At 68.7% G+C, this 21013-nt stretch carries 22 protein-coding genes; 5 read left to right on the top strand and 17 right to left on the bottom strand.

Annotated elements, in window-relative coordinates:
* Positions 1-2: 2 nt before the first annotated feature.
* From OG876_RS07185 to OG876_RS07150, 8 genes are all read right to left on the bottom strand, one after another.
* On the bottom strand, positions 3-1256 hold the full coding sequence (locus OG876_RS07185; RefSeq protein WP_328523994.1) for a 6-phospho-beta-glucosidase: 1254 nt from the start codon (positions 1254-1256) through the stop codon (positions 3-5).
* A 10-nt stretch (positions 1257-1266) separates the two neighbouring features.
* Positions 1267-2454 carry an ROK family transcriptional regulator gene (locus OG876_RS07180; RefSeq protein ID WP_328523993.1) on the bottom strand — a complete coding sequence of 396 codons (1188 nt, stop codon included), beginning with the start codon at positions 2452-2454 and terminating at the stop codon, positions 1267-1269.
* Positions 2455-2607: 153 nt separating this feature from the next.
* Positions 2608-3585, bottom strand: coding sequence for a DUF2891 family protein (locus OG876_RS07175; protein ID WP_328523992.1), 978 nt, complete (start codon positions 3583-3585; stop codon positions 2608-2610).
* 9 nt (positions 3586-3594) lie between these two features.
* Positions 3595-4566: a DUF979 domain-containing protein gene (locus OG876_RS07170; RefSeq protein ID WP_328523991.1), complete on the bottom strand. Its 972-nt coding sequence runs from the start codon at positions 4564-4566 to the stop codon at positions 3595-3597.
* The gene (locus OG876_RS07165) at positions 4563-5264 is read right to left on the bottom strand and encodes a DUF969 domain-containing protein (protein ID WP_328523990.1); all 702 of its coding nucleotides are present in this window, start codon (positions 5262-5264) and stop codon (positions 4563-4565) included. Before OG876_RS07165 ends, OG876_RS07170 begins: the two co-directional genes overlap by 4 nt.
* 117 nt (positions 5265-5381) lie before the next feature.
* Positions 5382-5786, bottom strand: coding sequence for a hypothetical protein (locus tag OG876_RS07160; RefSeq protein ID WP_328523989.1), 405 nt, complete (start codon positions 5784-5786; stop codon positions 5382-5384).
* A 19-nt stretch (positions 5787-5805) separates the two neighbouring features.
* Positions 5806-6495, bottom strand: a complete 690-nt coding sequence (locus OG876_RS07155; protein ID WP_328523988.1) for a uracil-DNA glycosylase — start codon at positions 6493-6495, stop codon at positions 5806-5808.
* Between the two features lie 32 nt (positions 6496-6527).
* On the bottom strand, positions 6528-6773 hold the full coding sequence (locus OG876_RS07150) for a hypothetical protein (protein ID WP_328523987.1): 246 nt from the start codon (positions 6771-6773) through the stop codon (positions 6528-6530).
* Between the two features lie 297 nt (positions 6774-7070).
* Between OG876_RS07150 and OG876_RS07145 the strand changes: the two genes are divergently transcribed.
* Positions 7071-7598: a hypothetical protein gene (locus tag OG876_RS07145; RefSeq protein WP_328523986.1), complete on the top strand. Its 528-nt coding sequence runs from the start codon at positions 7071-7073 to the stop codon at positions 7596-7598.
* Between the two features lie 220 nt (positions 7599-7818).
* Here OG876_RS07145 and OG876_RS07140 read toward each other — a convergent pair whose 3' ends face one another.
* The 4 genes from OG876_RS07140 to OG876_RS07125 form a co-directional block, all read right to left on the bottom strand.
* Positions 7819-8382 (bottom strand): DUF1990 family protein, encoded by a 564-nt coding sequence (locus OG876_RS07140; RefSeq protein ID WP_328523985.1) that lies wholly within the window; start codon positions 8380-8382, stop codon positions 7819-7821.
* Entirely contained in the window at positions 8379-9182 is an 804-nt protein-coding gene (locus OG876_RS07135) for a YndJ family protein (protein WP_328523984.1), read from the bottom strand. The genes OG876_RS07140 and OG876_RS07135 overlap by 4 nt, the downstream gene beginning before the upstream one ends.
* Positions 9179-10201, bottom strand: coding sequence for an LCP family protein (locus OG876_RS07130; RefSeq protein WP_328523983.1), 1023 nt, complete (start codon positions 10199-10201; stop codon positions 9179-9181). The genes OG876_RS07135 and OG876_RS07130 overlap by 4 nt, the downstream gene beginning before the upstream one ends.
* Before the next feature lie 84 nt (positions 10202-10285).
* Entirely contained in the window at positions 10286-11089 is an 804-nt protein-coding gene (locus tag OG876_RS07125) for a helix-turn-helix domain-containing protein (protein ID WP_328523982.1), read from the bottom strand.
* 71 nt (positions 11090-11160) lie between these two features.
* On the opposite strand from OG876_RS07125, the gene OG876_RS07120 reads away from it, so the two are divergent.
* Positions 11161-11946, top strand: a complete 786-nt coding sequence (locus OG876_RS07120) for a phytanoyl-CoA dioxygenase family protein (protein WP_328523981.1) — start codon at positions 11161-11163, stop codon at positions 11944-11946.
* 127 nt (positions 11947-12073) lie between these two features.
* The gene (locus OG876_RS07115) at positions 12074-12367 is read left to right on the top strand and encodes an HU family DNA-binding protein (protein ID WP_328523980.1); all 294 of its coding nucleotides are present in this window, start codon (positions 12074-12076) and stop codon (positions 12365-12367) included.
* Between the two features lie 5 nt (positions 12368-12372).
* Here OG876_RS07115 and OG876_RS07110 read toward each other — a convergent pair whose 3' ends face one another.
* A complete protein-coding gene (locus tag OG876_RS07110; protein WP_328523979.1) occupies positions 12373-13377 on the bottom strand; it encodes an SMP-30/gluconolactonase/LRE family protein in 1005 nt (334 codons plus the stop codon).
* Between the two features lie 125 nt (positions 13378-13502).
* Here OG876_RS07110 and OG876_RS07105 point away from each other — a divergent pair, with 125 nt between their 5' ends.
* Complete coding sequence (locus OG876_RS07105; RefSeq protein WP_328523978.1) at positions 13503-15458, top strand: M13 family metallopeptidase; 1956 nt, start codon at positions 13503-13505, stop codon at positions 15456-15458.
* Positions 15459-15571: 113 nt separating this feature from the next.
* Positions 15572-16069 (top strand): pyridoxamine 5'-phosphate oxidase family protein, encoded by a 498-nt coding sequence (locus tag OG876_RS07100; RefSeq protein ID WP_328523977.1) that lies wholly within the window; start codon positions 15572-15574, stop codon positions 16067-16069.
* A 54-nt stretch (positions 16070-16123) separates the two neighbouring features.
* Here OG876_RS07100 and OG876_RS07095 read toward each other — a convergent pair whose 3' ends face one another.
* The 4 genes from OG876_RS07095 to OG876_RS07080 form a co-directional block, all read right to left on the bottom strand.
* Positions 16124-17635, bottom strand: a complete 1512-nt coding sequence (locus OG876_RS07095) for an aminopeptidase P family protein (protein WP_328523976.1) — start codon at positions 17633-17635, stop codon at positions 16124-16126.
* Positions 17636-17671: 36 nt separating this feature from the next.
* The gene (panD, locus tag OG876_RS07090) at positions 17672-18094 is read right to left on the bottom strand and encodes an aspartate 1-decarboxylase (RefSeq protein WP_328523975.1); all 423 of its coding nucleotides are present in this window, start codon (positions 18092-18094) and stop codon (positions 17672-17674) included.
* 76 nt (positions 18095-18170) lie between these two features.
* The gene (locus OG876_RS07085; protein ID WP_328523974.1) at positions 18171-19592 is read right to left on the bottom strand and encodes an FGGY family carbohydrate kinase; all 1422 of its coding nucleotides are present in this window, start codon (positions 19590-19592) and stop codon (positions 18171-18173) included.
* Between the two features lie 18 nt (positions 19593-19610).
* The gene (locus OG876_RS07080) at positions 19611-21008 is read right to left on the bottom strand and encodes an alpha,alpha-trehalose-phosphate synthase (UDP-forming) (protein WP_328523973.1); all 1398 of its coding nucleotides are present in this window, start codon (positions 21006-21008) and stop codon (positions 19611-19613) included.
* Positions 21009-21013: the final 5 nt, after the last annotated feature.

Here is a 21013-nt window from a genome sequence, read left to right as displayed (position 1 = left end):
CATCACGCCCACGGCAGGTACGCCCGGTTGTGCGCCAGCAGCTTGTCCGTCAGTTCGCGCGCGATGGAGATCTGCCCCACCAGCGGATGCGCGAGCAGAGCCTTGAACACTCGCTCCGATCCACCCTTGACGGCAGCCTCCAGCGCCAGGTCCTCGTACGCAGTCACATGACTGACCAGACCGGCGTACAAGGGCTCCAGAGCGCTCACCGGCTCAGGCGTCGTACCCTCGGCGCCGACCGTCGCCGGCACCTCAATGACGGCATCATCAGACAGGAAGGGGAACGTGCCGTTGTTGAGTGTGTTCACCACCTGAACGTCACCCGTGTTGTTCAGCAGCGAGGACGCGAGTGCGACGGCCGCCTCGGAGTAGTACGCACCGCCTCGCTTCTCCAGCAGTGCGGGCTTCTCGTCGAGCATCGGGTCGGCGTACATGTCCAGCAACTGCTTCTCGAGTGCTGCCACCTCAGCCGCGCGAGACGGCTTCGTCAACAGCTCCTGCACAACCTCGTCATGTGCGTAGTAGTAGCGCAGGTAGTACGACGGTATGACGCCGAGCTGCTGCAACAACTCGGCCGGCATGTACAGGTCGTCGGACAGTTCAGCCATCTGCTCGGCGAGCAGTTTCGGCAGCATGTCCTCGCCGTTGACGAGGACAGCCCGCTCCCAGGTCAGATGGTTCAGTCCGACGTGGTCCAGCGACACCTCCTCAGGTGTCACCCCCAGCATCCGCGCGAAGTTCCGCTGGAACCCGATGGCCACGTTGCACAACCCGACCGCCTTGTGCCCGTGCGACAGCAGCGCCCGCGTCACGATCCCCACCGGATTGGTGAAGTCGATGATCCACGCGTCCGGGTTGGTACGCCGTACGCGCTCGGCGATGTCCAGTACGACGGGAACCGTCCGCAGCGCCTTCGCCAGACCACCGGCCCCGGTCGTCTCCTGGCCGACGCAACCGCACTCGAGCGGCCACGTCTCGTCCTCGTTGCGCGCGGCCTGTCCGCCAACGCGCAGTTGCAGCAGTACGGCGTCCGCACCGTCGATGCCCGCGTCTAGGTCGGACGTGGTAATCACCCGGCCGGGATGCCCTTGTTTTGCGAAGATCCGGCGCGCCAGGCCACCGACCAGCTCGAGCCGATCTGGCGCTGGATCGACGAGCACCAGCTCGGACACCGGCAGTGTGTCTCGCAGTCGTGCGAAGCCGTCGACGAGTTCCGGCGTGTAGGTGGATCCGCCACCAACGACTGTGAGTTTCACCGTTTGACTCCTAGGGGATCGGTGGACCCGCGGTGTCGAAGACTTCGTCGCGGGTGGTGCTCAGGGCGGACTGGAGTGCTCCGGAGACCACGGGGTCGGTGCCGAGCGCGGTCATCACCAACCGCGGCCGCGGTACGGCGAGATCGGCCAGCTCGTCCTGGACGAGACTGCGCAGGCGTTCGCCGCCGGCGGTGATCACGCCGCCTGCGAGCACGATCAGTTCGGGGTCGACGACCGCGACGATCGCGGCCAGACCGACGGCCAGCCGGTGGGCGAACTCGCTCAGCACCGCATCGCCGGCGCCCTCGGTCTGCAACGCGGCTGCGATCGCGGCCTCCGCCGTACGCGCTTTCAGTCCGTGTGCGCGGGCCAGCTCCAGCACGGGTTCGCCACCGGCGAGCTCCTGGAAACCGCCGGCGTTGTTGCGGCCGACGTTGCGGACCAGCGGCGTACCGGGCAAGGGCAGGAACGCGACCTCGCCGGCGCCGCCGGTGGCGCCGCGGTGCAGCCGGCCGTTGATCACGATCGCCGCGCCGATGCCTTCCTCGCCCCACAGCAGCACGAAGTTGTCGCTGTCGCGGGCATGGCCGACCCGCTGCTCGGCGATGGCGGCCAGGTTGACATCGTTCTCGACCTCCAGCGGTACGGCGATCGCCGCGGCCAGCTCCTCGAGCAGATGCGGGGTGTGCCAGCCGGGCAGGTGGGTCGCGTACCGCAGCCGGCCGGTGGTCGGGTCGAAGCCGCCCGGGGTGCCGATCGAGACACGGTGCAGCCGCTCCCGGTTCAGGCCTGCTTCGCCGGCCGCTCCGTCGAGTGCCTTGATCACGCGGTCGACGGTGCCCTTGGCGCTCCGGCCGGGGGTGGGCAGCTCGTAGGTGCCGACGACCTTGCCGGTGAGGTCCGCGACGGCCGAGCGGATCCGGGCCGGCGTGACGTCGAGGCCGCCGACGTATGCGATGCCGCCGTTGATCTCGTACAGCTGCGCGTTCGGCCCCGGGCGGCCGGCGGAGGTGCCGCTGGCGCGGACCAGGCCGGCGGCCTCCAGTCGCGCGAGCAGTTGGGACGCGGTCGGCTTGGACAGGCCGGTGAGGTTGCCCAGGGTGGTGCGGGAGAGCGGGCCCTGGCTGAGCAGCAGGTCGAGGGCGGCGCGGTCGTTCATCGCGCGGAGCAGGCGCGGCGTTCCGGGTGTCGTTGCCATGAGCTAACCCTGCCTCCCGCCGTCGCCCGCGTGTGGTCGGCTCGCGGTCCGTCCGAACTGTTAGGAAGGTTTCCTATTAAGGCGAGACCGTACGGCGGACCGACGCGGGTGTCAATCGGCGAGGGTGAGTCAGTGACAGTTGCTCCGGAGTGACTACGCCTGATCGGCGAGCAGGGCGAACGACACCAGCCAATGCGTCGACATGAAGTCTCCGTCGGTCACCGTCGGCAGCACGGCCTCGATCTGACGGTCGGCGCCCTTGCGGAGCACCTCTGCGACGTCGGGCAGTGCCGGCGCGATGGTGCGGAGCTGCCAGGCCCGCGACAAGGCCAGGCCGGACAGGTGCGCCAGTTGACCATCGCCGGAGTTGTCGGTGACAGGCACGTCGAGCAGATGCCGGTGTGCATCGGTGCCGAGACCTGGCAGGAACGCGGACAGCCAGGTGCTGAACTCGTCGGCCGGGAGGACTCGGCGCATCAACTCCGCCTCGGTCAGCGCCGGCGACAGGAAGTCGGTGCCGGACGGCTCGAAGCGCGTGTCGTACGCCGTGTCCTGGCCGAACCACTCGAGCGCACGGGACCGGATCGCGTCGACCACGTCCGGCCGGCGCAGGTCGTCGTACGCCTCCAGCAGCAGGGCCAGGGCGAACGCGCTGTTGAGGTGGACGCCGTGGCGGACCGGGTACGCCTGGCGTGGCAGCCAGCCGAGGACGAGGTCGGCGATGATGTCGCCGAGCGGGCTGAGGGCGGCCGCCCAGTTCTTTGCCCCAGGCAACTTATGGGCGGCGGCGACCAGCATCGCCGCCCAGGCCCAGCCGTACGGGCGTTCGTACGCCGGGCGGTCGTGCAGGTACGCCACCTCGGTGGCGATCGCCTCGGGGGTGAGGCGCTGGTCCAGGACCTCGATCGGGCGCCGGCCGGCCTGGTCCGGTGCCAGCGTGAGCAACCGGACCAGCGACCACTGCATGTGTGCGCTGGAGTGCCAGTCGTAGGACCCGTGGAACGCCGGGTGCAGGAGCTGCGGGGTCACGTCGACGTCGTCCGGACCACTGGACGCGTGCGCGGCGCCGTACGGGTACGGGGTTTCGAGCACCTCACAGGCGATGGCGGCCCAGGCGGCGGCGTACTTCAAGAGGACTCCTTAGAACGCGAACACGTACATCAGGACGATGTTGCAGGCCAGCAGCGGGACCGCGGTCGGGACCTGTGCCTTGATCGGGCCGTACTGGTCTTTCATTTCCAGGAGTGCAGCCGGGACCAGGTTGAAGTTCGCGGCCATCGGCGTACACAGGGTGCCGCAGAAGCCGGCCAGCATGCCGATCGCGAACACGACCGCCGGCGTACCGTCGAACTGCTGCACGAGCAGCGGCCAGCCGACCGCGGCCGTCATCACCGGGAACGCGGCGAACGCGTTGCCCATGATGATCGTGAAGACCGCCATACCGATGCAGTACAGCGCGACCGCGGCGATCAGTGAACCCTTCGGGACCAGGTGGTCGGTGACCCGGCCGACCGCCTTGCCGACGCCGGAGGCGTTGAACAGCAGACCGAGTGTGGCCAGCATCTGCGGCAGGATCGCCGCCCAGCCGATGTGCTCGAGCAGCCGTCGTCCTTCGTGCAGCGGGACCGCGGGCGACCTCGGTTTGAGGATGAGCATGCCGACCGCGAGGGCGAGCAGCGACGCGACGCCGAGGCCGATGATGGTCGCGGAGCCGCTCTGCAGCAGTAGCTTGCCGTTGCCCAGTTTCACCTTGGCCAGCCAGGCGCCGAAGATCGCGGCGACCACCGGGATCACGAGCGCCGGCAGGAAGAGCTTGTTGCCGAAGCGATCGGCGAACCTGGCCCGCTCGGCGGGTGTGGTCGTCCGCTCGTGACCGCGCCCCGGGAAGCCGGAGCCGGCCAGGACGGCCAGGCCGATCACCGCGATGCCGAGCAGCCAGGACGGGGCCTGCTTGTTCACCACGAAGGTGCCGTAGCCGAACGAGAGGCCGAGGATGCCCCAGAACGCCGCACTGCCGATCCGCTTCGGGTTGCTGCGGTCGTTGATCACCTGCAGGGAGATGAGCACGAAGAACAGGCCGCACAGCCAGTAGAACCACTCGACCTTGATCACCGCGCCACCTCCTCGGCGTCCGCGTCGGCCTCGGCGGCCAGCTTGTCGAGTTGCCGATCCAGCAGGATCAGCCGGACCCCGTGGATGAGCAGCGCGCAGATACCGGTCGGGATCGCCCAGAGCGCGATGTCGATCGCCTCCAGGTGCAGGCCGTACGTCGTGTCGACGAAGCCGGTGATCAGCAGGATCGAGCCGATCGCGACGAAGATGTCCTCACCGAAGAACAGCCCGACCGTGTCAGCGCTGGCGGCGAAGCCCTTGATCTTCTCCTGCATCTTCTCCGGCAGCTTGCCGTAGCGGCGCTCCGCGGCGCCGGCGGCCATCGGGGCGATCAGCGGCCGGACCGCCTGCGCGGGACCGCCGATGCTGGTCAGGCCGAGCGCCGCCGTGCCCTGCCGGATCAGCAGGTAGATGGCCAGCAGCCGGCCGCTGGTGAGGACTTTCAGCCTGCCGATCAGCTTGCGGGCCTGGTGCTGCAGCCCGTAGCGCTCGATCAGCCCGATCACGGGCAGCGTGACGATGAAGACGGTGACGGATCGGCTGCCGGCGAAACCGTCGCCGAAGGCGTTCAGGATCTTGACCGGCGACAGGCCGCCGATCAGGCCGGCGACGATACCGGCGGCGGTGACGACCAGCATCGAGTTCAGCCGGAGGGCGAAGCCGACGACGACCACCGCGATGGCGAGCAGAACCCACATGGTTCCTCCCGGGGACGGACGGTGTGCTCAGGTTTGGCGCGATTCCGCCCACCTTAGGAGATTGTTGAACGATCCTGCAATGCATCATTCGAACAAATTTGCCTCGGGGGAGAGCGATTACCCGTGGCTGAGCAGGTCCCGGAGGTCCGCGAGCGGGACGACGCCGTCCGCCTTGGCGGCCAACTCGGGGTCCACGGTGATCAGGGCGTCGGCCTGGAGTTTGGTCACGGCCAGATACTCGGCGTCCCGGAGGGTGTCCCAGTCACGCTCGAGGGCGATGTCCCAGGCGGTCCGCCGGGACACCCGGTCGCCCAGCGTGCGGATCTTGAGCTCCGTCATGCGCTCGTGCAGTTGCAGCGCCTCCTTCACGGAGCGCGCCTCTTGCTGGACCTCGCGCAGCAGCAGTTGCAGGGCGTCCGACCGGATCGCGTTGGGTGCCACCAGTCGATGAGTGGGATCGATGGTCGCGCCGTCGGCCACGAGGTGCAGAAGAGTGGGGGCGTCAATCACGTAACGTGCCATGCCCGCAGCATGGCACTGACTACGGGAGGCGCCAGTCGATCGGGGTGGCGCCTTGCTCGACCAGGAGGGCGTTGACGCGGCTGAACGGGCGGGAGCCGAAGAAGCCGCGGTCGGCGGACATCGGACTCGGGTGCGCGCTCTCGACGTACGGCGTACTCCCGAGCATCGGCTTGAGCGTCTGGGCGTCGCGGCCCCAGAGGATCGCGACGAGTGGGCCGCCGCGCTTCACCAGTGCGTGAATGGCCTGCTCGGTGACGGTCTCCCAGCCCTTGCCGCGGTGCGAGCCCGACTTGCCCGGCTGCACGGTCAGCACTCTGTTCAGCAGCAGCACGCCCTGCTCGGTCCACGGCGTCAGGTCGCCGTTCGACGGAGCCGGTACGCCGACGTCTGCCATCAACTCGCGGTAGATGTTGGCCAGGCTCCGCGGGATCGGCCGCACATCAGGCGCCACCGAGAAGCTGAGCCCGACCGGGTGCCCCGGCGTCGGATACGGATCCTGCCCGACCACCAGGACCTTCACCTGCCCCAACGGCCTCTTGAACGCCCGCAGCACGTTCTCCCCCGCCGGCAAGTACGGGCGCCCGGCGGCGATCTCGCCACGCAGAAACTCACCCATCCTGGCGACCGTATCCTCAACCGGCGAGAGCGCGTCCGCCCAGTCCGCCGCAACCAAATCCGACAACGTCTTCGGGCTCACCCGCCACAGCATTGCAGCCCGCCGAGCTGAAGTGCACCCCGGGTTCAGTCTTCGGGCCGGAACTCCGACACGACCCACGGCTGCCCCGGCGCCCCGCGATCAGCCACATGTCCAGGCGGCATCGACGCGAGCTGCCGAATGGACGAGTTGCGCTCGATCGCATGCCAGATGTGCGTCGCCACGCAGGCCTCAGGCGCATTCGGATCGTCACCATCTCCGATCGCCCACTCCCCGTCAGGAAAGTGCGCAACCTGCAACGCCGGCCGGCTTCCGTCCAGCACCGTCCTCATCACCACAGCTCCGAGCTCCGCCGGAAACTCACCTCCCGAAAACGGCCAAGACACCACCCGCACCATCCCACCCCGAGACTCCTCCACACCCCCAAGTATCAGCGGTGAAGCCCCACCGCATCCCGGTTTGTCGTCAGGTGTTTGCAACCACCCGTGCAGCACTTCCGATAGCTGCGAAGCCGGCGCGGAGAGGTTTGCAGGCGTCATCCACGTGCAGTCGCCAGCTGGCCGCCGGCTCACGTCGACCAGGTGTACGCCGCTCAAACCTTCCCTGCCGAACCGTCCGCCAGGTCGCCGATGACCTCTGACAACAAGACCTATCTCGCACGCCGCACCAGGATGGGTGCGGGGGCTGAATGCGCCTCTGACCTGCAGTGCAACTTGTGCGGCGCGACCTGGGCGGCGCACGATGTTGCCGTCTGGAAGTGCTCAGGGGGTGCTCGCGTGGAGGGTGGGCTTAGGACATTGGCGTGCCTGGGCGGGCGTCTGGGGCCGTGGGGAAAGTTCGATCTCGGTGAGCTGAGTCTGTCAGAGGGGATCCTGACGTTTACCTCCGATGCTCACGGCCCGATCTTTCGGGCGCCGGTGCCGGCGGTGCGCGCTCGGTTCCCGAAGCTGTACTTCGGTATTGGGATCAAGGTGGCCGTGGGCGACAAGGTCTGCCGGTTGTGGTTCGTCCGGTGGCAGTCCATGCGTGGGCAGACCGAGCGGGATGGAGACATGATCATGGCCGGCAACGAATTCCTGCTCAGCGATGTCGGTCCGGCAAAGGCCGCTGTCCGCCAGTGGCGAGCAGCACTGTCGCAGCCGACGCTCGGTGGGTGAGCTGCTCACGTCAGCTCCGAGAACGGCCTCTACGTGTCAAACGTGCGGGCAGCCGCCGCATCGCCCCGATAGCCGCCGACCTTGGCTTCGGTTCGGTGGGGTCAAGGGGCGAGTGGTGGTCGATCGTCTTGTTTTGTTGGCGTGTTGGTCATCTGATCCGTTTGAAGCGACTGGTACAAAGGAGCCGGCCCCGCAAAGGTATGAGCTTGCGGGGCCTTTGCTATGGGGTGGCGAGGGTTTGGAGGGCGCGGGCGTAGCGGCGGGCGGCCAGTTGTTGGGCTGTGCGGGTGGCGGGGCCGGCCAGGCGGGTGTACCAGGTGGCGGCGCGGCTGTAGGCGCGGATGGTGAAGTGGATGCCGTCGGGGTCGCTGGTGACGACGAAGGACTCCTCGCCGGACTCGGGGTGGCCTTCGAGGGTGCCGTACGCGAAGCCGATGCGGTCGGGCTCGTCCACGGTCCAGACGACTCGGCAGGGGACCGGGAGGCCGACCATGCCGAGCGGAGTCATGGTGCGGAGGCGGCCGATCAGCATGCCGGCGCCGAGGCGGCCGAGGCTGTTGGTGCCGATCGTCGGGGGTGTGTCGGTCGCCGTCATCGGCACGCCGGCGGCCCGGTGCATGCGCCAGTTCAGCAGCGCCTCTCCGGCTCGGGCGAAGACCTCGCTCCCCGCACCGATCCGGGTCCGGTACTCGAGTCGGTGGTAGCCCGGCGGCGTCTCGTCGTACCGGGTGGAGCCGACCACGTCGTAGCTGAACCGCAGTGTCGCCAAGTCGTCGAGCTTCATCGAACACCCTCCCCAAGTCGTCGCCAGGCCAGCAGTCCGCACAGTGCGAACCCGATCGCGTTCGCCAGCCCGTGCGTGGCGGCCATCCACTCCAACGGTAGATAGGGCGTGTCTACGACATGCCCCAAGGCCCAACTGAGCGCCAGCAGCATCGTGACCACGAGCACGGATGCCGAGACGATCAGGAGGGCCGCAGTGGCTCGGTCTGCTTGCTGTGACCGTCGCCAGAGGTTCCAGCCGACCAGCCACATGCCCGCCGTCAGTACGGCGGCTCCCGCGAGCTCCACCGGGTCACCGAGGAAGAAGCCGAGCAGTACGACGCCAGTGCCGAGGGGAACGCTGATTGCGGCCGCAGTGGTCGCGGGAGTCCGTGAGTCCGCCACCAGATAGGCGATGAGCGCGGCCGCGAAGCCGGCGAAGTGGAAGTGAGCGACGGTGAGGGACAGGACGGTCAGCCTGAAGCCGAACAGTTCGTACGACGAACGCTCGGCAACCAGTGCGAGTGCGGCGATCGATGGAGTCGCGAGTGCGGTGTAGAGCGCGATCTCGCGGGGCCGGATCACCTTGTGATGAAGGAAGTGACGAGCAGCGAGGGTGATCAGGACGAGGGTGCCCGCGAGATAGATCGCCGCGAGTGTGATGGACACGGCGCCGCGCGGCAGCCAGAGCGAGATCACCCCGGGGACAGCGAACGCGAACCACCAGCGGGGGCTGGTGGTTCGCGTCGGCAGGAGGGTGAGCCCGAGCGGTACGACGACGAGCATGCCCAGGCTCACCACGGCATGGACGAGGACGGTCAACTGCTCTTCAGGCCCGTGGTGTTGCCGGACTTGAGGGCGTTGAAGAGAGCCTTGGCCTTGGCGGTGTCCCACTTCACCGCGACGCCCCGGCCGTTCCCCAACTGGTAGTTGTCATCGCTGATCGGGACGGTCAGGGTGATGCCGCCGCTGCCCGAGACGGCCCGCATGCCGCGGGCGAACCGGATGAAGTCGAACAGGCTCATGTCCTTGTCGACGGTCAGCGCGTCCACCCCCTTGGTGGCGACGCTGTAGTAGCGGATCGGGTTCAGGAACGTCGTCGGCGAGCTGGCCTTCTTCGCCACCGCGCCGACCATCGCGCGCTGCCGCTCGACCCGGCCGAAGTCGTTGTTGCCGTCGGCGTGCCGGGAGCGGACGTAGCCGAGCGCGTTCACGCCGTTGAGCTCCTGGCAACCGGCCGGCAGGTTGATGTGCGCCTGCGGGTCCTTCATTGCCTTAGGCAAGCACATGTTGATGCCGCCGATGCTGTCGATCACCGAGGCGAAGCCGCCGAAGCCGACCTCGACGTAGTGGTCGATCCGGAGGCCGGTCACGTTCTCGATGGTCTCGATCAGCAGCGCCGGGCCCTTGTTGAAGGCGGCGTTGATCTTCTGCTTGCCCGACACCCCTGGGATGTTGACCGCGCTGTCGCGCGGGATGCTGATCAGGACCGTCGGCCCGGAGTCGGGGACGTGCATGACCATGATCGAGTCGGTCCGGGGCGGCCCGGCGTCCGAGCCGGTGTGGAGCCGGGCCCGTTCGGCGCGGGTGAGGTCCTCGCGGGCGTCCGATCCGACCATCAGGTACGTCGTACCGGACGTCTCGGCCGGCCTGCTGCCGGTCGGCATCGCGTCGATCTTGTCGATCCGGCTCCACGCGTACAGCGGGACCGCGACCAGCATGAGGATGAACAGCAGGACGATCAGTCCGACGGTGCGGAGGAACCAGTTGCGCCGCTTCTTCGGGCGGGCCTGCGGCGGCCGGTTCGCGTATCGCGGGTCGATGGGCTGCGGTTGACTCATACCCACGACCGTATCGGTGTCCGGCGCCTGCGCACGTCACCCCACTGAACGGTTTTACACGTCGGAAAGTCGGCCCCGCCTCCTTCAGAAGGAGGATTTTCGCCCCGAGACCGAACCAAACCGCCGGAACGCGCGCGGCGAAACCCCTACTCGTGCGGTGAACAAGCGGGTGAAGTAGGCGGGATCGTCGTACCCGACCTGCCGGGCGATCGCGGCGACCGACAGGTCCTCCTCGACGAGCAAACTCTTTGCAGTGTTGAGTCTTGTGGTCAAGACCAGTTCCTGCGGTGTTGAGCCAGTGGTACGGCGCACTGCCTCGCGCAACTCCTTCACGCTGAGTCCGAGCTGGGCGGCATAGTCCTGAACACTCAGCGGCGTACAGGCGAGCTCGGCCAGCTGCGCCGCAACTCCATCGCCAGACGACGGCGCCGCCTGAGATATCAGGTCATACAACGCTGCAACGGTCTGTACGGCGTTGTGCGTCGTGCTGACGCGTAGGAGTCGAGTGAAAGCGCGATCGACCGGCCGTGGGTCGGCGTACCGGCGGACCGGTTGGCTGATGTCCAGATGGCCGAGTGTTGTGAGCGCTGTGGTCGCGGGACCGCTGAAGAGTGTCCACACCTGTCGCCAGCGAGTCGTCGGCCGATAGCCGTGCAGAACGCCGGGGTAGAGCCAGAGCATCGCAGGTGCTCGCACATCGTAGAGCTGACGATCGGGGCCGTGCAGCAACTGGCCGCGGCCCTCCTTGAGCCAGACCAGGGCATGGCAACCGAGGGCGCGTTCCGGTGTGGCGCCGGGCCGGTTGTCCTGCTCGCCGACACCGAGGCAGCAGAGTCCAAGTTGGCGTTCAGTCGCGCCTGGAGTCAGGTAGATCGACCAGTTCGGCACGGAACAAGAGTCCAAGAAGTGGTCGCCGATGTCCATTCCGGTGACTGACCGCGTGGGGTGGAATTGTCGACGTGCTGACTTCGAATGGGTACGTGCTGGATGAACGGCGGGTCGGGGAACTGAGCGTCGTACCGGAGCGGGAGCGGGGGGAGCTGCAGGGGTTGCGAGAGCGGTTGCGGCGGGACGGATACCTGTACCTGACCGGGTTGCTGGACGCTGAGGTGGTGCAGGGCTTCCGGGAGTACTACTTCGGGCTGACCGGTGCCGCTGCCGACAGACCGTCGTACCGGAAGGTGCTCATCGACCAGATCGTGCCTGGACCGGAGTACGCCGCCTTCTGTGCGCAGCCGGCGCTCAAGGGGTGGTTCGAGTGGTTCCTCGGCGGGGAGCCGTTTCTGCACAAGCGGAAGATCATCCGGCAGACCGCGCCGGGCGAGAACGGCATCGGTACGGCGACCCAGGCGCATTACGACCTGGTGTACCTCAGAGGGGGCAGTGACCAGGTGCTGTCGGCCTGGATCCCGCTCGGCGACTGTCCGGTCAGCAGAGGCGGTCTGACCTATCTGGAGGGCAGCCACCACCGGGTGCTCGCGGAGGAGGCCGCCGGCACGCTCAAGCGCCCCGCCGCGTCGATGACTGCGGACCTACCCGGCCTGGCCGAGCAGTGCGACGCCGACTGGCTGGTCACCGACTACGCGGCCGGCGACGTGGTCATCCACACCGCCCACACGATTCACGCGGCCCTGGACAACGTGTCGACCGAGATGCGGCTGTCGACCGACATCCGCTACCAGTTGGCGGACGACGCCATCGACCGGCGCTGGCAGAACCATTGGCACGACCAGGACGGCCTCTGAAGACGGTCTTTCAGGCGGCAAAGTTCCCTTGCCTCCGGGGTTGACCGGAATGCGGATGCTTCTCGCTAACGACAATCATTTCGGTTTAAGGTGCCGATCGAAGGGTTGGTCGAGTCTGAGGAGAGCTGTGAACCGCAACGAGTTGGTCGCCGGGGTGGCGCAGAAGGCGGGCATTCCACGGAACCAGGCCGAGAAGGTTCTCGACGCGCTGGGCGATGTCGTCACCGAGGCCGTGCACAAGGGCGACAAGGTCTCGCTGACCGGCCTGCTGAGCATCGAGCGCGTGCTGCGCGCCCCGCGCACCGGCCGTAACCCGCAGACCGGTGAGCCCCTCTCGATCCCGGCCAACTACTCCGTCCGCTTGTCCTGCGGAAGTCGCCTCAAAGCCGCGGCCCGGGGCGACCTCCGCACTGTCTCCTGACCTGGCTACTGCGCCGGCGCCAGGAACCGGATGCGGTCGCACTCACCTTCGTCGACCGCGTGCTTGATCGGCTTGGTCGTCGCTGAGATCGCGGTGGCCCAGTACGCCGTGGTCGGTGTCGGCGGCGTGGTGAACCGGGCGTTCGGCAGGTAGAGCCGGTCCCCGAAGGCCGCGGCGGTCGTCGGTACGTCGAAGTCCGGGCTGGTGACCTCCCGGACCAAGGTGCCCTTGGTGCCGGACTGGTTCAGCGTGAGGACGGCGACCTTGTTCAGGAGGTTCTGGACGACGAACAGGGTCCGGCCGATCAGCAGCAGGCCGTCGCCGTTCGTCATCACGGCGGCGCCGATGTCGATCCGCTTGGTGACTCCGGTCCGCGGGTCGACCCGGAAGAGGAAGCCGGTCGAGGACTGCACGATGATCAGCCCGCGGCCGTCCGGGGTGAGGGCGATGCCGTTCGCGTTGTTGCCGGCGGTGTGCTGGTAGTCGCCGCTCAGTGGGATGGTCTGGGGCTTCGCGGGCAGCTTGCCGTGCCGGCCGAGCGATAGCTTGTAGAGCACCGGCTGCCGCGAGTCCGTGAACCAGGCCGCGTTCTTGCTCAGGATCACGTCGTTCACGAATGTGGTCGCCGATGTGGTGAAGGTGTAGCTGGCCAGAACGCGGCCGGTCCGGGTGTCGATCACCCGTCCGTTGCCACCGGCGGCACCGGCCACGAACAGCCGGCCGAAGCGGTCCACCTTCATTCCGAGCGAGCCGGTGCCCGGCCCTTGGCTGATCACCTTGCCGGCGCCGGTCTTCAGGTCGACGGCGAAGATGTCCCCGTCGGCGCGGGAGCCGAAGTACGCCGTACCACGGGCGATCGCGATGCCTTCCGGCTGGAACCCGTCGGGCAGGTTGAGCTTGGTGGGTGCTCCGGTTGTGGGCGCGGCGGCGGCGACCGAGGTGCTCACCAGGCCCAGCATCAGTGCGGGCACGCTCACCAGCGTTGCGAGGCGGCGGACGAGGTGCAACATGGCGGGGTCCTCCTGATCCGGTCCTTACCAGGACAACGAGCCGGGCCTGTGGAAAGTTCACAACGGCCCGGTCGGCAACCGGGTATGTTCGCTGGCAGATACTCCACACGCGACAAGGGGCAGGGATGACAGCAGGGATCGACAGTTCGAGTCTGTCCGGCACGGTGCGGCCGCAGGACGACCTGTACCGCTATGCGAACGGGCCGTGGCTGGAAGAGCACGAGATTCCGGCGGACAAGGCCATCTACGGCGCCTTCCACGCGCTCTGGGACACCGCCGAGCAGGACGTCCGCGCGATCGTGGAGAAGTCCGTCGCAGCCGGGCACCCCGAGGGCAGCGAGCCGCGGAAGATCGCTGATCTGTACAGCAGCTTCATGGACGAGGAGGCGATCGAGCGACTCGGCGCCGAGCCGATCGCCGAGCAGCTCGCCCTGGTCCGCGGGGTCGAGGATCTGCCCGGCCTGGTCGCGGCCCTCGGACAGCTCGAGCTGCAGGGCGTGCCGGGGGTCTTCCATTACTGGGTCGACGCCGACGCCAAGAAGTCCGACGAGAACATCGTCTACCTCACGCAGGGCGGTCTCAGCCTGCCGGACGAGTCGTACTACCGCGAGGACAGCTTCGCCGAGGTGCGTACGGCGTACGTCGCGCATGTGACGCGGATGCTCGAGTTCGCCGGGCTGCCCGATCCGGCGGGTGCCGCGGAGCGGATCATGGAGCTGGAGACCCGGGTCGCCGGCGCGCACTGGGACCGGGTCAAGAACCGCGACGTCCAGCTGACCTACAACAAGGTCGACCGGGCCGGGCTGGACGAGCTGACCCCCGGCTTCGACTGGTCGACGTGGCTGACGGGTGCCGGCGTACCGGAGAGCGCCTTCGCGGAGGTCGTCGTGCGCGAGCCCGACTTCTTCACCGCGGCCGCCGCGGCCTTGCAGGAGGTCGAGCTGGACCGGTGGAAGGAGTGGCTGAGCTGGCGCATCGTGCACAGCGCGGCGCCGCTGCTGAGCGCGGCCTTCGTCGACGAGAACTTCGCCTTCTACGGCAAGACGCTGACCGGTGCGCCCGAGCTGCGCGAGCGGTGGAAGCGCGGCGTCGGGGCGGTCGAGTCCGCGCTGGGCGAGGCGCTCGGCAAGCTGTACGTCGCCGAGCACTTCCCGCCGGCCGCGAAGGCCCGCATGGTCGAGCTGGTGCAGAACCTGGTCGAGGCGTACCGGCAGCGGATCGAGGCGCTGGACTGGATGGGTCCGGACACCCGGCAGCGGGCGCTCGACAAGCTCGGGACGTTCGTGCCGAAGATCGGTTACCCGGACCAGTGGAAGGACTACGACGCGCTCGAGGTCGACCCGGCCGACCTGTTCGGCAACGTGCGCCGGTCGGTCGCGGTGGAGACCGCGCGCGATCTGGCCAAGCTCGGGCAGCCGGTGGACCGGACCGAGTGGAAGATGACGCCGCAGACGGTCAACGCGTACTACAACCCGCGGATGAACGAGATCGTCTTCCCGGCCGGGATCCTGCGGCCGCCGTTCTTCGACCTGGCGGCCGACGACGCGATCAACTACGGCGCGATCGGTGCCGTGATCGGGCACGAGATCGGCCATGGGTTCGACGACCAGGGCTCGCGGTACGACGGCGACGGCAACCTGAACGACTGGTGGACCGACGAGGACCGCGCGGCCTTCGAGCAGCGCACCGACAAGCTCGTCGCGCAGTACGACGTCCTGTCGCCGGACGAGACACCCGGGCAGCACGTGAACGGCAAGCTCACGCTCGGCGAGAACATCGGCGACCTGGGCGGGCTGTCGATCGCGTACGTCGCCTACCAGTTGTCGCTGGACGGTGGCGAGGCGCCGGAGGTCGGCGGGCTGAGTGGGAGCGAGCGGTTCTTCGTGTCGTGGGCGCACGCCTGGTCGACGAAGACGCGGCCCGAGGAGGCGGCGCGACGGCTCGCGATCGACCCGCACTCGCCGCCGGAGTTCCGGTGCAACGCGGTGGTGAAGAACATCGACGAGTTCCACCAGACCTACGGCATCACCGAGGCCGACGGGATGTGGCTGTCTCCCGAGGACCGCGTCCGCATCTGGTGACAAGCGAACCGGCAGCCCGCCGCCCGCGGCGGGCTGCCGGGTGGTAGCTGAGGTCGCCTGTGCGCCGTCTCGGTTTCGGGGAGTTTGTCGGTGGGTGGTCGTAGGGTCGGGTCGTGACGGTGGACGAGCCCAGTGTGCGAGCCTTGCAGGCGCCGACGGTGTATCGGTTTCCGCGGTCCGGCGAAGGGTTTCTGTCGTGGTCGGACGTCGAGGGACGGCTGACCGAGGCGAAGAATTACTGGCTGGCCACGGTGCGGCCGGATGGCCGGCCGCACGTGACGCCGTTGTGGGGAGTGTGGGTGGACCGCGGGCTGTACTTCGACGGTCTGCCGACGACTCGGTGGGGTCGTAACCTGGCCACGAATCCGCAGGCGGCCGTGCACCTCGAGAGCGCCGACGACGTCGTGATCCTCGACGGGCGGGTGGAGGACTTGGAGACGACCTCGGCCGAGCTCGGCGGCCGTGTGGTCCAGGCCTGGCGCGCGAAGTACGGACGGCTCGAGCCTGAGCCGGTCACGAGCGGCATCTTCCGGCTACGCCCGCACAGCGTCCGCGCCTTCACCGGATCACTCGACCGCGGCTGCGCCTGGCAGCTTGAGGCGCCGGAGTAGGCCGAACATGGCGAAGGGGCGCACAGACTTCGTGCGCCCCTTCGGCAGTTCCTTCTAGGAAGCCATCCAGTTCCGGAGGCCTTCGATGTCGCGGGGCATGGCTTCGGAGAGGTTCTCGGCGCCGTCGTCGGTGACCAGGATGTCGTCCTCGATCCGGATGCCGATACCGCGCAGGTCCTCCGGCACGGTCAGGTCGTCGGCCTGGAAGTACAGGCCCGGCTCGACCGTCAGCACGTAGCCGGTCTCCAGCTCGCCCTTGCGGTAGTCCTCGTCGCGGGCCGAGGCGCAGTCGTGGACGTCGAGACCGAGCATGTGGCTGACCCCGTGCAGCGTGTACCGCTGGTAGAGCCTGCTCTCCGGGTCCAGCGCCTCTTCCGCCGAGACCGGCAGCAGGTCCATCGCGTCGAGGCCGTGCACGATGACCTCCATCGCGGCCTCGTGCGCGGCGCGGAACGCGGCGCCCGGCCGGACCGCGGCGATGCCCGCGTTCTGCCCGTCCAGCACCAGTTGGTAGAGGTCGCGCTGGCGCGGGGTGAACTCGCCGTTCACCGGCAGCGTGCGGGTGATGTCCGCGGTGTAGAGCCGGCGGTTCTCCACGCCCATGTCGAGCAGCATCAGCGTGCCGTCGGTCACTGCGCCGTCGTTCTCGATCCAGTGCAGCGTGGTCGCGTGCTGTCCGGCCGCGGCGATCGAGGTGTACCCGACGTCGTTGCCCTCGGCCCGGGCCCGGCGCCAGAACGTGCCCTCGATCCAGCGTTCGCCGTACTCGCGGACCTTGTCCATCTCCGCGAGGACGTCGGAGAAGCCGCGGTGCGTGATCGCGACCGCGTCGCGGAGCTGCTCGAGCTCGAACGGGTCCTTGACGAGCCGGAGCTTGGACAGCGTCGCGGCGAGTTCCTGGTCACGGTCGGCGTCGGTCTTCGCGCCGCTGAGCACCGACGTGAGTGAGGCGTCCTCACCGCGCCGGACGCGGGTCGGCACATCGCCCTTGAGCGCGTCCGCGAGCCGGTCGACGTGCCGGGTCTCGATGCCGAACTCCTTGGCGGTCTCGGTCAGCGACGGGCGCCGGCCGGCCCAGAGTTCGCCGTACATCCGGTCGCGCCAGAACTCCTCGCCCTCGCCACGGTCGGAGCGCGGGCGGAAGTACAGGACGGAGTCGTGGCCGCTGGTGCCGTTCGGCTCCAGCACCAGCACGGCGTCCGAGGTCTGGTCGCCGGCCAGCCAGACGTAGTCGGTGTGCGGGCGGAACACGTAGTCGGTGTCGTTCGAGCGGACCTTGTAGGTGCCCGCCGGGACGACGAGCCGCTCCCCGGGGAACGCCTGCGACAGCGCGTCCCGCCGCTTCGCCGCCCACACGCCCACGTCGCTGAGCGTCACGTCCTGCCGCTCGGAGTCGGCCCAGCCCGAGTTCATGAACGCGCGAAGCTTCGGGCTCGGCTCGTTGTCGTGGGACGCCGTCTTCGGGGCGGCACTCTCGGTCGCGGCGCTGCCGGCGGGGGTGCTCGTAGCGGTGCCCGGCTCGGCGGCGGTGTCAGCTGCGGTCGTCGTCTCGGTCGTGTCGGTCATGGTCGACCAGTCCTCATCTCGGCGCGGGGTCTGCGTTCAGCGCTTGGTGTGCAAATGGTCACCGCGGAGCGTGCCGCTGTCGGGCAGCGCCTCGGCGGGGTCCGAGCCGATGCGGGTGATCGCATTGTGCTCGTCCACGAAGACTACGCTCGGCTCGAACACCTTCGCCTCCGTGGTGTCGAACATCCCGTACGCGATCAGGATGACCAGATCGCCCGGATGGATCAGGTGCGCCGCGGCCCCGTTGATCCCGACCACCCCGGACCCGCGCGGCCCCTCGATCAGGTACGTCGACAACCGGTTCCCGTTGGTGATGTCGACGATGTCCACCTTCTCGCCGGGCAGCAGGTCGGCCGCCGCCATCAGCTCGGCGTCCAGCGTGCACGACCCGACGTAATCCAGATCGGCCTGCGTCACCGTCGCCCGGTGCACCTTCGACTTCATCATCTCCCGCAGCATGCGCGCCATGATCCAGTCACCGCCCCGGCCTGTCAGTGGCCGTGGTCACGTCAGGAAGGTCTCAGTGGGGCGGAGGCTAGATGCGTGAGGCCTGCACGGCGAGCTCTCGCAGCTGCTCGTAGCGTGGTCGGAGGACTGCGATCCGCTCGACCTCGGCGTCGACCGGGGTGAGGTGTTCGCCGCCTGGTTCGGGGGACAGGCCGAGGGCCACGGCCGCGGCGCCGCGGGCACCGACCTCGGCCTCCGCGCACACAGTCGTGGGTCGGCCGAACGTCGCGGTGAGGCAGCGCCGCCACCAGGCCGACGCGTCGATGCCGCCGCCACCCAGTACGACCTCCAGCCGCCGCCCGAAGAGCGCATCGAGCATCCGCAGCCCGCGATCGATCTCCAGCGACGCACCCTGCAACGACGCGGCCAGCAGGTTGGCGGCGTCGTCGTCGAAGGACAGTCCGAAGTACACCCCGGAGCCGCTCGGCACGGTGGCCGGTGGCCTGGTCCCGGCCATGAACGGGATCGCGATCACCCGCGACGATCCGATCGGTACGCCGGACGGCTCGTCGGACTCCAGTTGCAGTACGCCGGTCAGCCACGCATGCAGGTTCCCGGCCGCGGAGAAGGCCATCCCGGTCACCGCCCGCTTGTCGTCGACCCGGTAGCGCCACAGCTCCCACGGCAGCTCCGGTGCATCGTCGATCGGATGCACGACGCGTACGGCGGCCGACGTCCCCACGGTCACCGCCGCAGTGGTCTCGTCGTACCCACCGGACCCGACGTTCGACGCGGCGCCGTCCCCGGTCGGCGGATGCACCGGTACGCCGACCAGCCCGGGCCAGCGGCGTCCGTACTCGGCGGACAACGTCCCGGTCCATCCGGTCGGAACGATCGGTGGCAGCCGGTCGGCCTTGACCCGGGCGATCTCGAGCGCCTCGTCGTCGTACCAGCCCGTGGCGAGGTCGAGCGTGCCGGTCCCGGAGGCGACCGATACCGAGGTGACGCGCTCGCCGGTCAGCCGCTCCAGCACCAGGTCGGGAAGGCCGGCGAAGGTCGCCGGGGACGACGATGAGAGCAGCCAGGGGATCCGCCGGGTCCAGTAGAGCCGATGCAGCCAGGCGCCGGTGCGGGCGTGGAAGGCATGCTCGTCGAACGACGAGCCCAGGTCGAGATCGACGGATCGCGTGTCCGCCCAGGTGATCACCGGCGTCAGCGCGTAGCCCTTGTTGTCGAGGGCAACGATCGAGTGCCACTGCGAGGACAGCACGATCGCGGCGATGCCGTCCAGGTGACCGTTCTGCTGGAGCTCGTCGAGGCAGCCCAGCAGGCCCTCGACGTACCCGTGCAGGTCCAGGGTCGCCGAGCCGCCGGTGGCGTAGGTGGGCGAGATCTTGTGCCGGGCCAGGGCGCCGGGGACCGGTGCTGCATCGTCGACGGACAACACCAGCGCGCGGGCCGACGACGTACCCAGGTCAAGCGCCAGTACCCGGCCGTCGATCGTGCTCATCGGGCCGGAACCCGGCTGTCAGTCTTCGTCATGCAGCGCCTTCAGGAAGCTCGCCGCCCACACGTTCACGTCGTGCGCGGCCAGGTGCTTGCGCATCGCCTTCATCCGGCGGCCGAGCTGGCGGTCGTCGGTGTTCATCGCATCGACGATGGTGTCTTTCATACCGTTGATGTCGTGCGGGTTCACCAGGAACGCCTGCCGGAACTCGTCCGCCGCGCCGGCGAACTCACTCAGCACCAATGCGCCCGTGTCGTCGTACCGGGTGGCGACGTACTCCTTGGCGACCAGGTTCATGCCGTCTCGGAGCGGGGTCACCACGGCGACGTCCGCGGCCCGGAACAGGGCGGCCATCTCGGTCCGCGAGTACGACGTGTGCAGGTAGTTGATCGCCGGCGTGCCGATCCGGCCGTGTTCGCCGTTGATCCGGCCGACCAGCAGCTCGATCTCGTCGCGGAGTACGCGGTACTGCTCGACGCGCTCCCGCGACGGCGTCGCCACCTGGATGAACACGGCATCGTCGACCGACACGCGCTTCTCGTCCAGCAGCTCGCCGAACGCGCGCAGCCGCTGCCGGATGCCCTTCGTGTAGTCGAGCCGGTCGACGCCGAGCAGGATGTGCGCGGGGTTGCCGACCTCCTGGCGCATCTCGGCGGCGCGGGCCGCGGTCTCCGGCTTGCGGGCGAGGTTCTCCAGCTCGCCGACGTCGATGGAGATCGGGAACGCCTTGGCCCGGACGATCCGGTCGTCGGGCAGGTGGATGCGGTCGCCGCGGGTGCGCAGGCCCATCCGGTTGCGGGCCAGGCGGGCGAAGTTCGACGCGGCGCCGGGTCTCTGGAAGCCGACCAGGTCCGCGCCCATCAGCCCGTCCAGGATCTGCCGCCGCCACGGCATCTGCGCGAACAGCTCGGTCGGCGGGAACGGGATGTGCAGGAAGAACCCGATCCGTACGTCGGGCCGCAGCCGGCGCAGCATCGCCGGAACCAGCTGCAGCTGGTAGTCGTGCACCCAGACGTCCGCGCCGTCGTCGGCGGCGTCCGCGGCGGCCTCGGCGAACCGGCGGTTCACCGCCACGTACGACTCCCACCACTCACGGTGGAACTCCGGCGCCACGATCACGTCGTGGTACAGCGGCCAGAGCGTGGCGTTGGAGAAGCCCTCGTAGTACAGCTGCACGTCCTCGGCCGACAGCATCACCGGCACCAGTTGCATCCCGTCGGCCTCGAACGGGTCCACCTTCTCGTCCGCGCTCCCGGTCCAGCCGATCCACGCGCCGTGGTGCCGCTGCATCACCGGCGCCAGGGCGGTGACGAGTCCGCCGGGGCTGCGGCGCCACGCCGTACTGCCGTCGGGCATCTCGATCCGGTCGACCGGCAGCCGGTTGGCCACCACCACGAAGGAACTTCGTCCGTTCGGCATATCAG

Origin of the sequence: Kribbella sp. NBC_00359 (assembly GCF_036097425.1) — a bacterium.
Taxonomy (GTDB): Bacteria; Actinomycetota; Actinomycetes; order Propionibacteriales; family Kribbellaceae; genus Kribbella.
The sequence above is the reverse complement of the archived record's forward strand: the minus strand, read 5'-3'. Positions and strand labels throughout refer to the sequence as shown.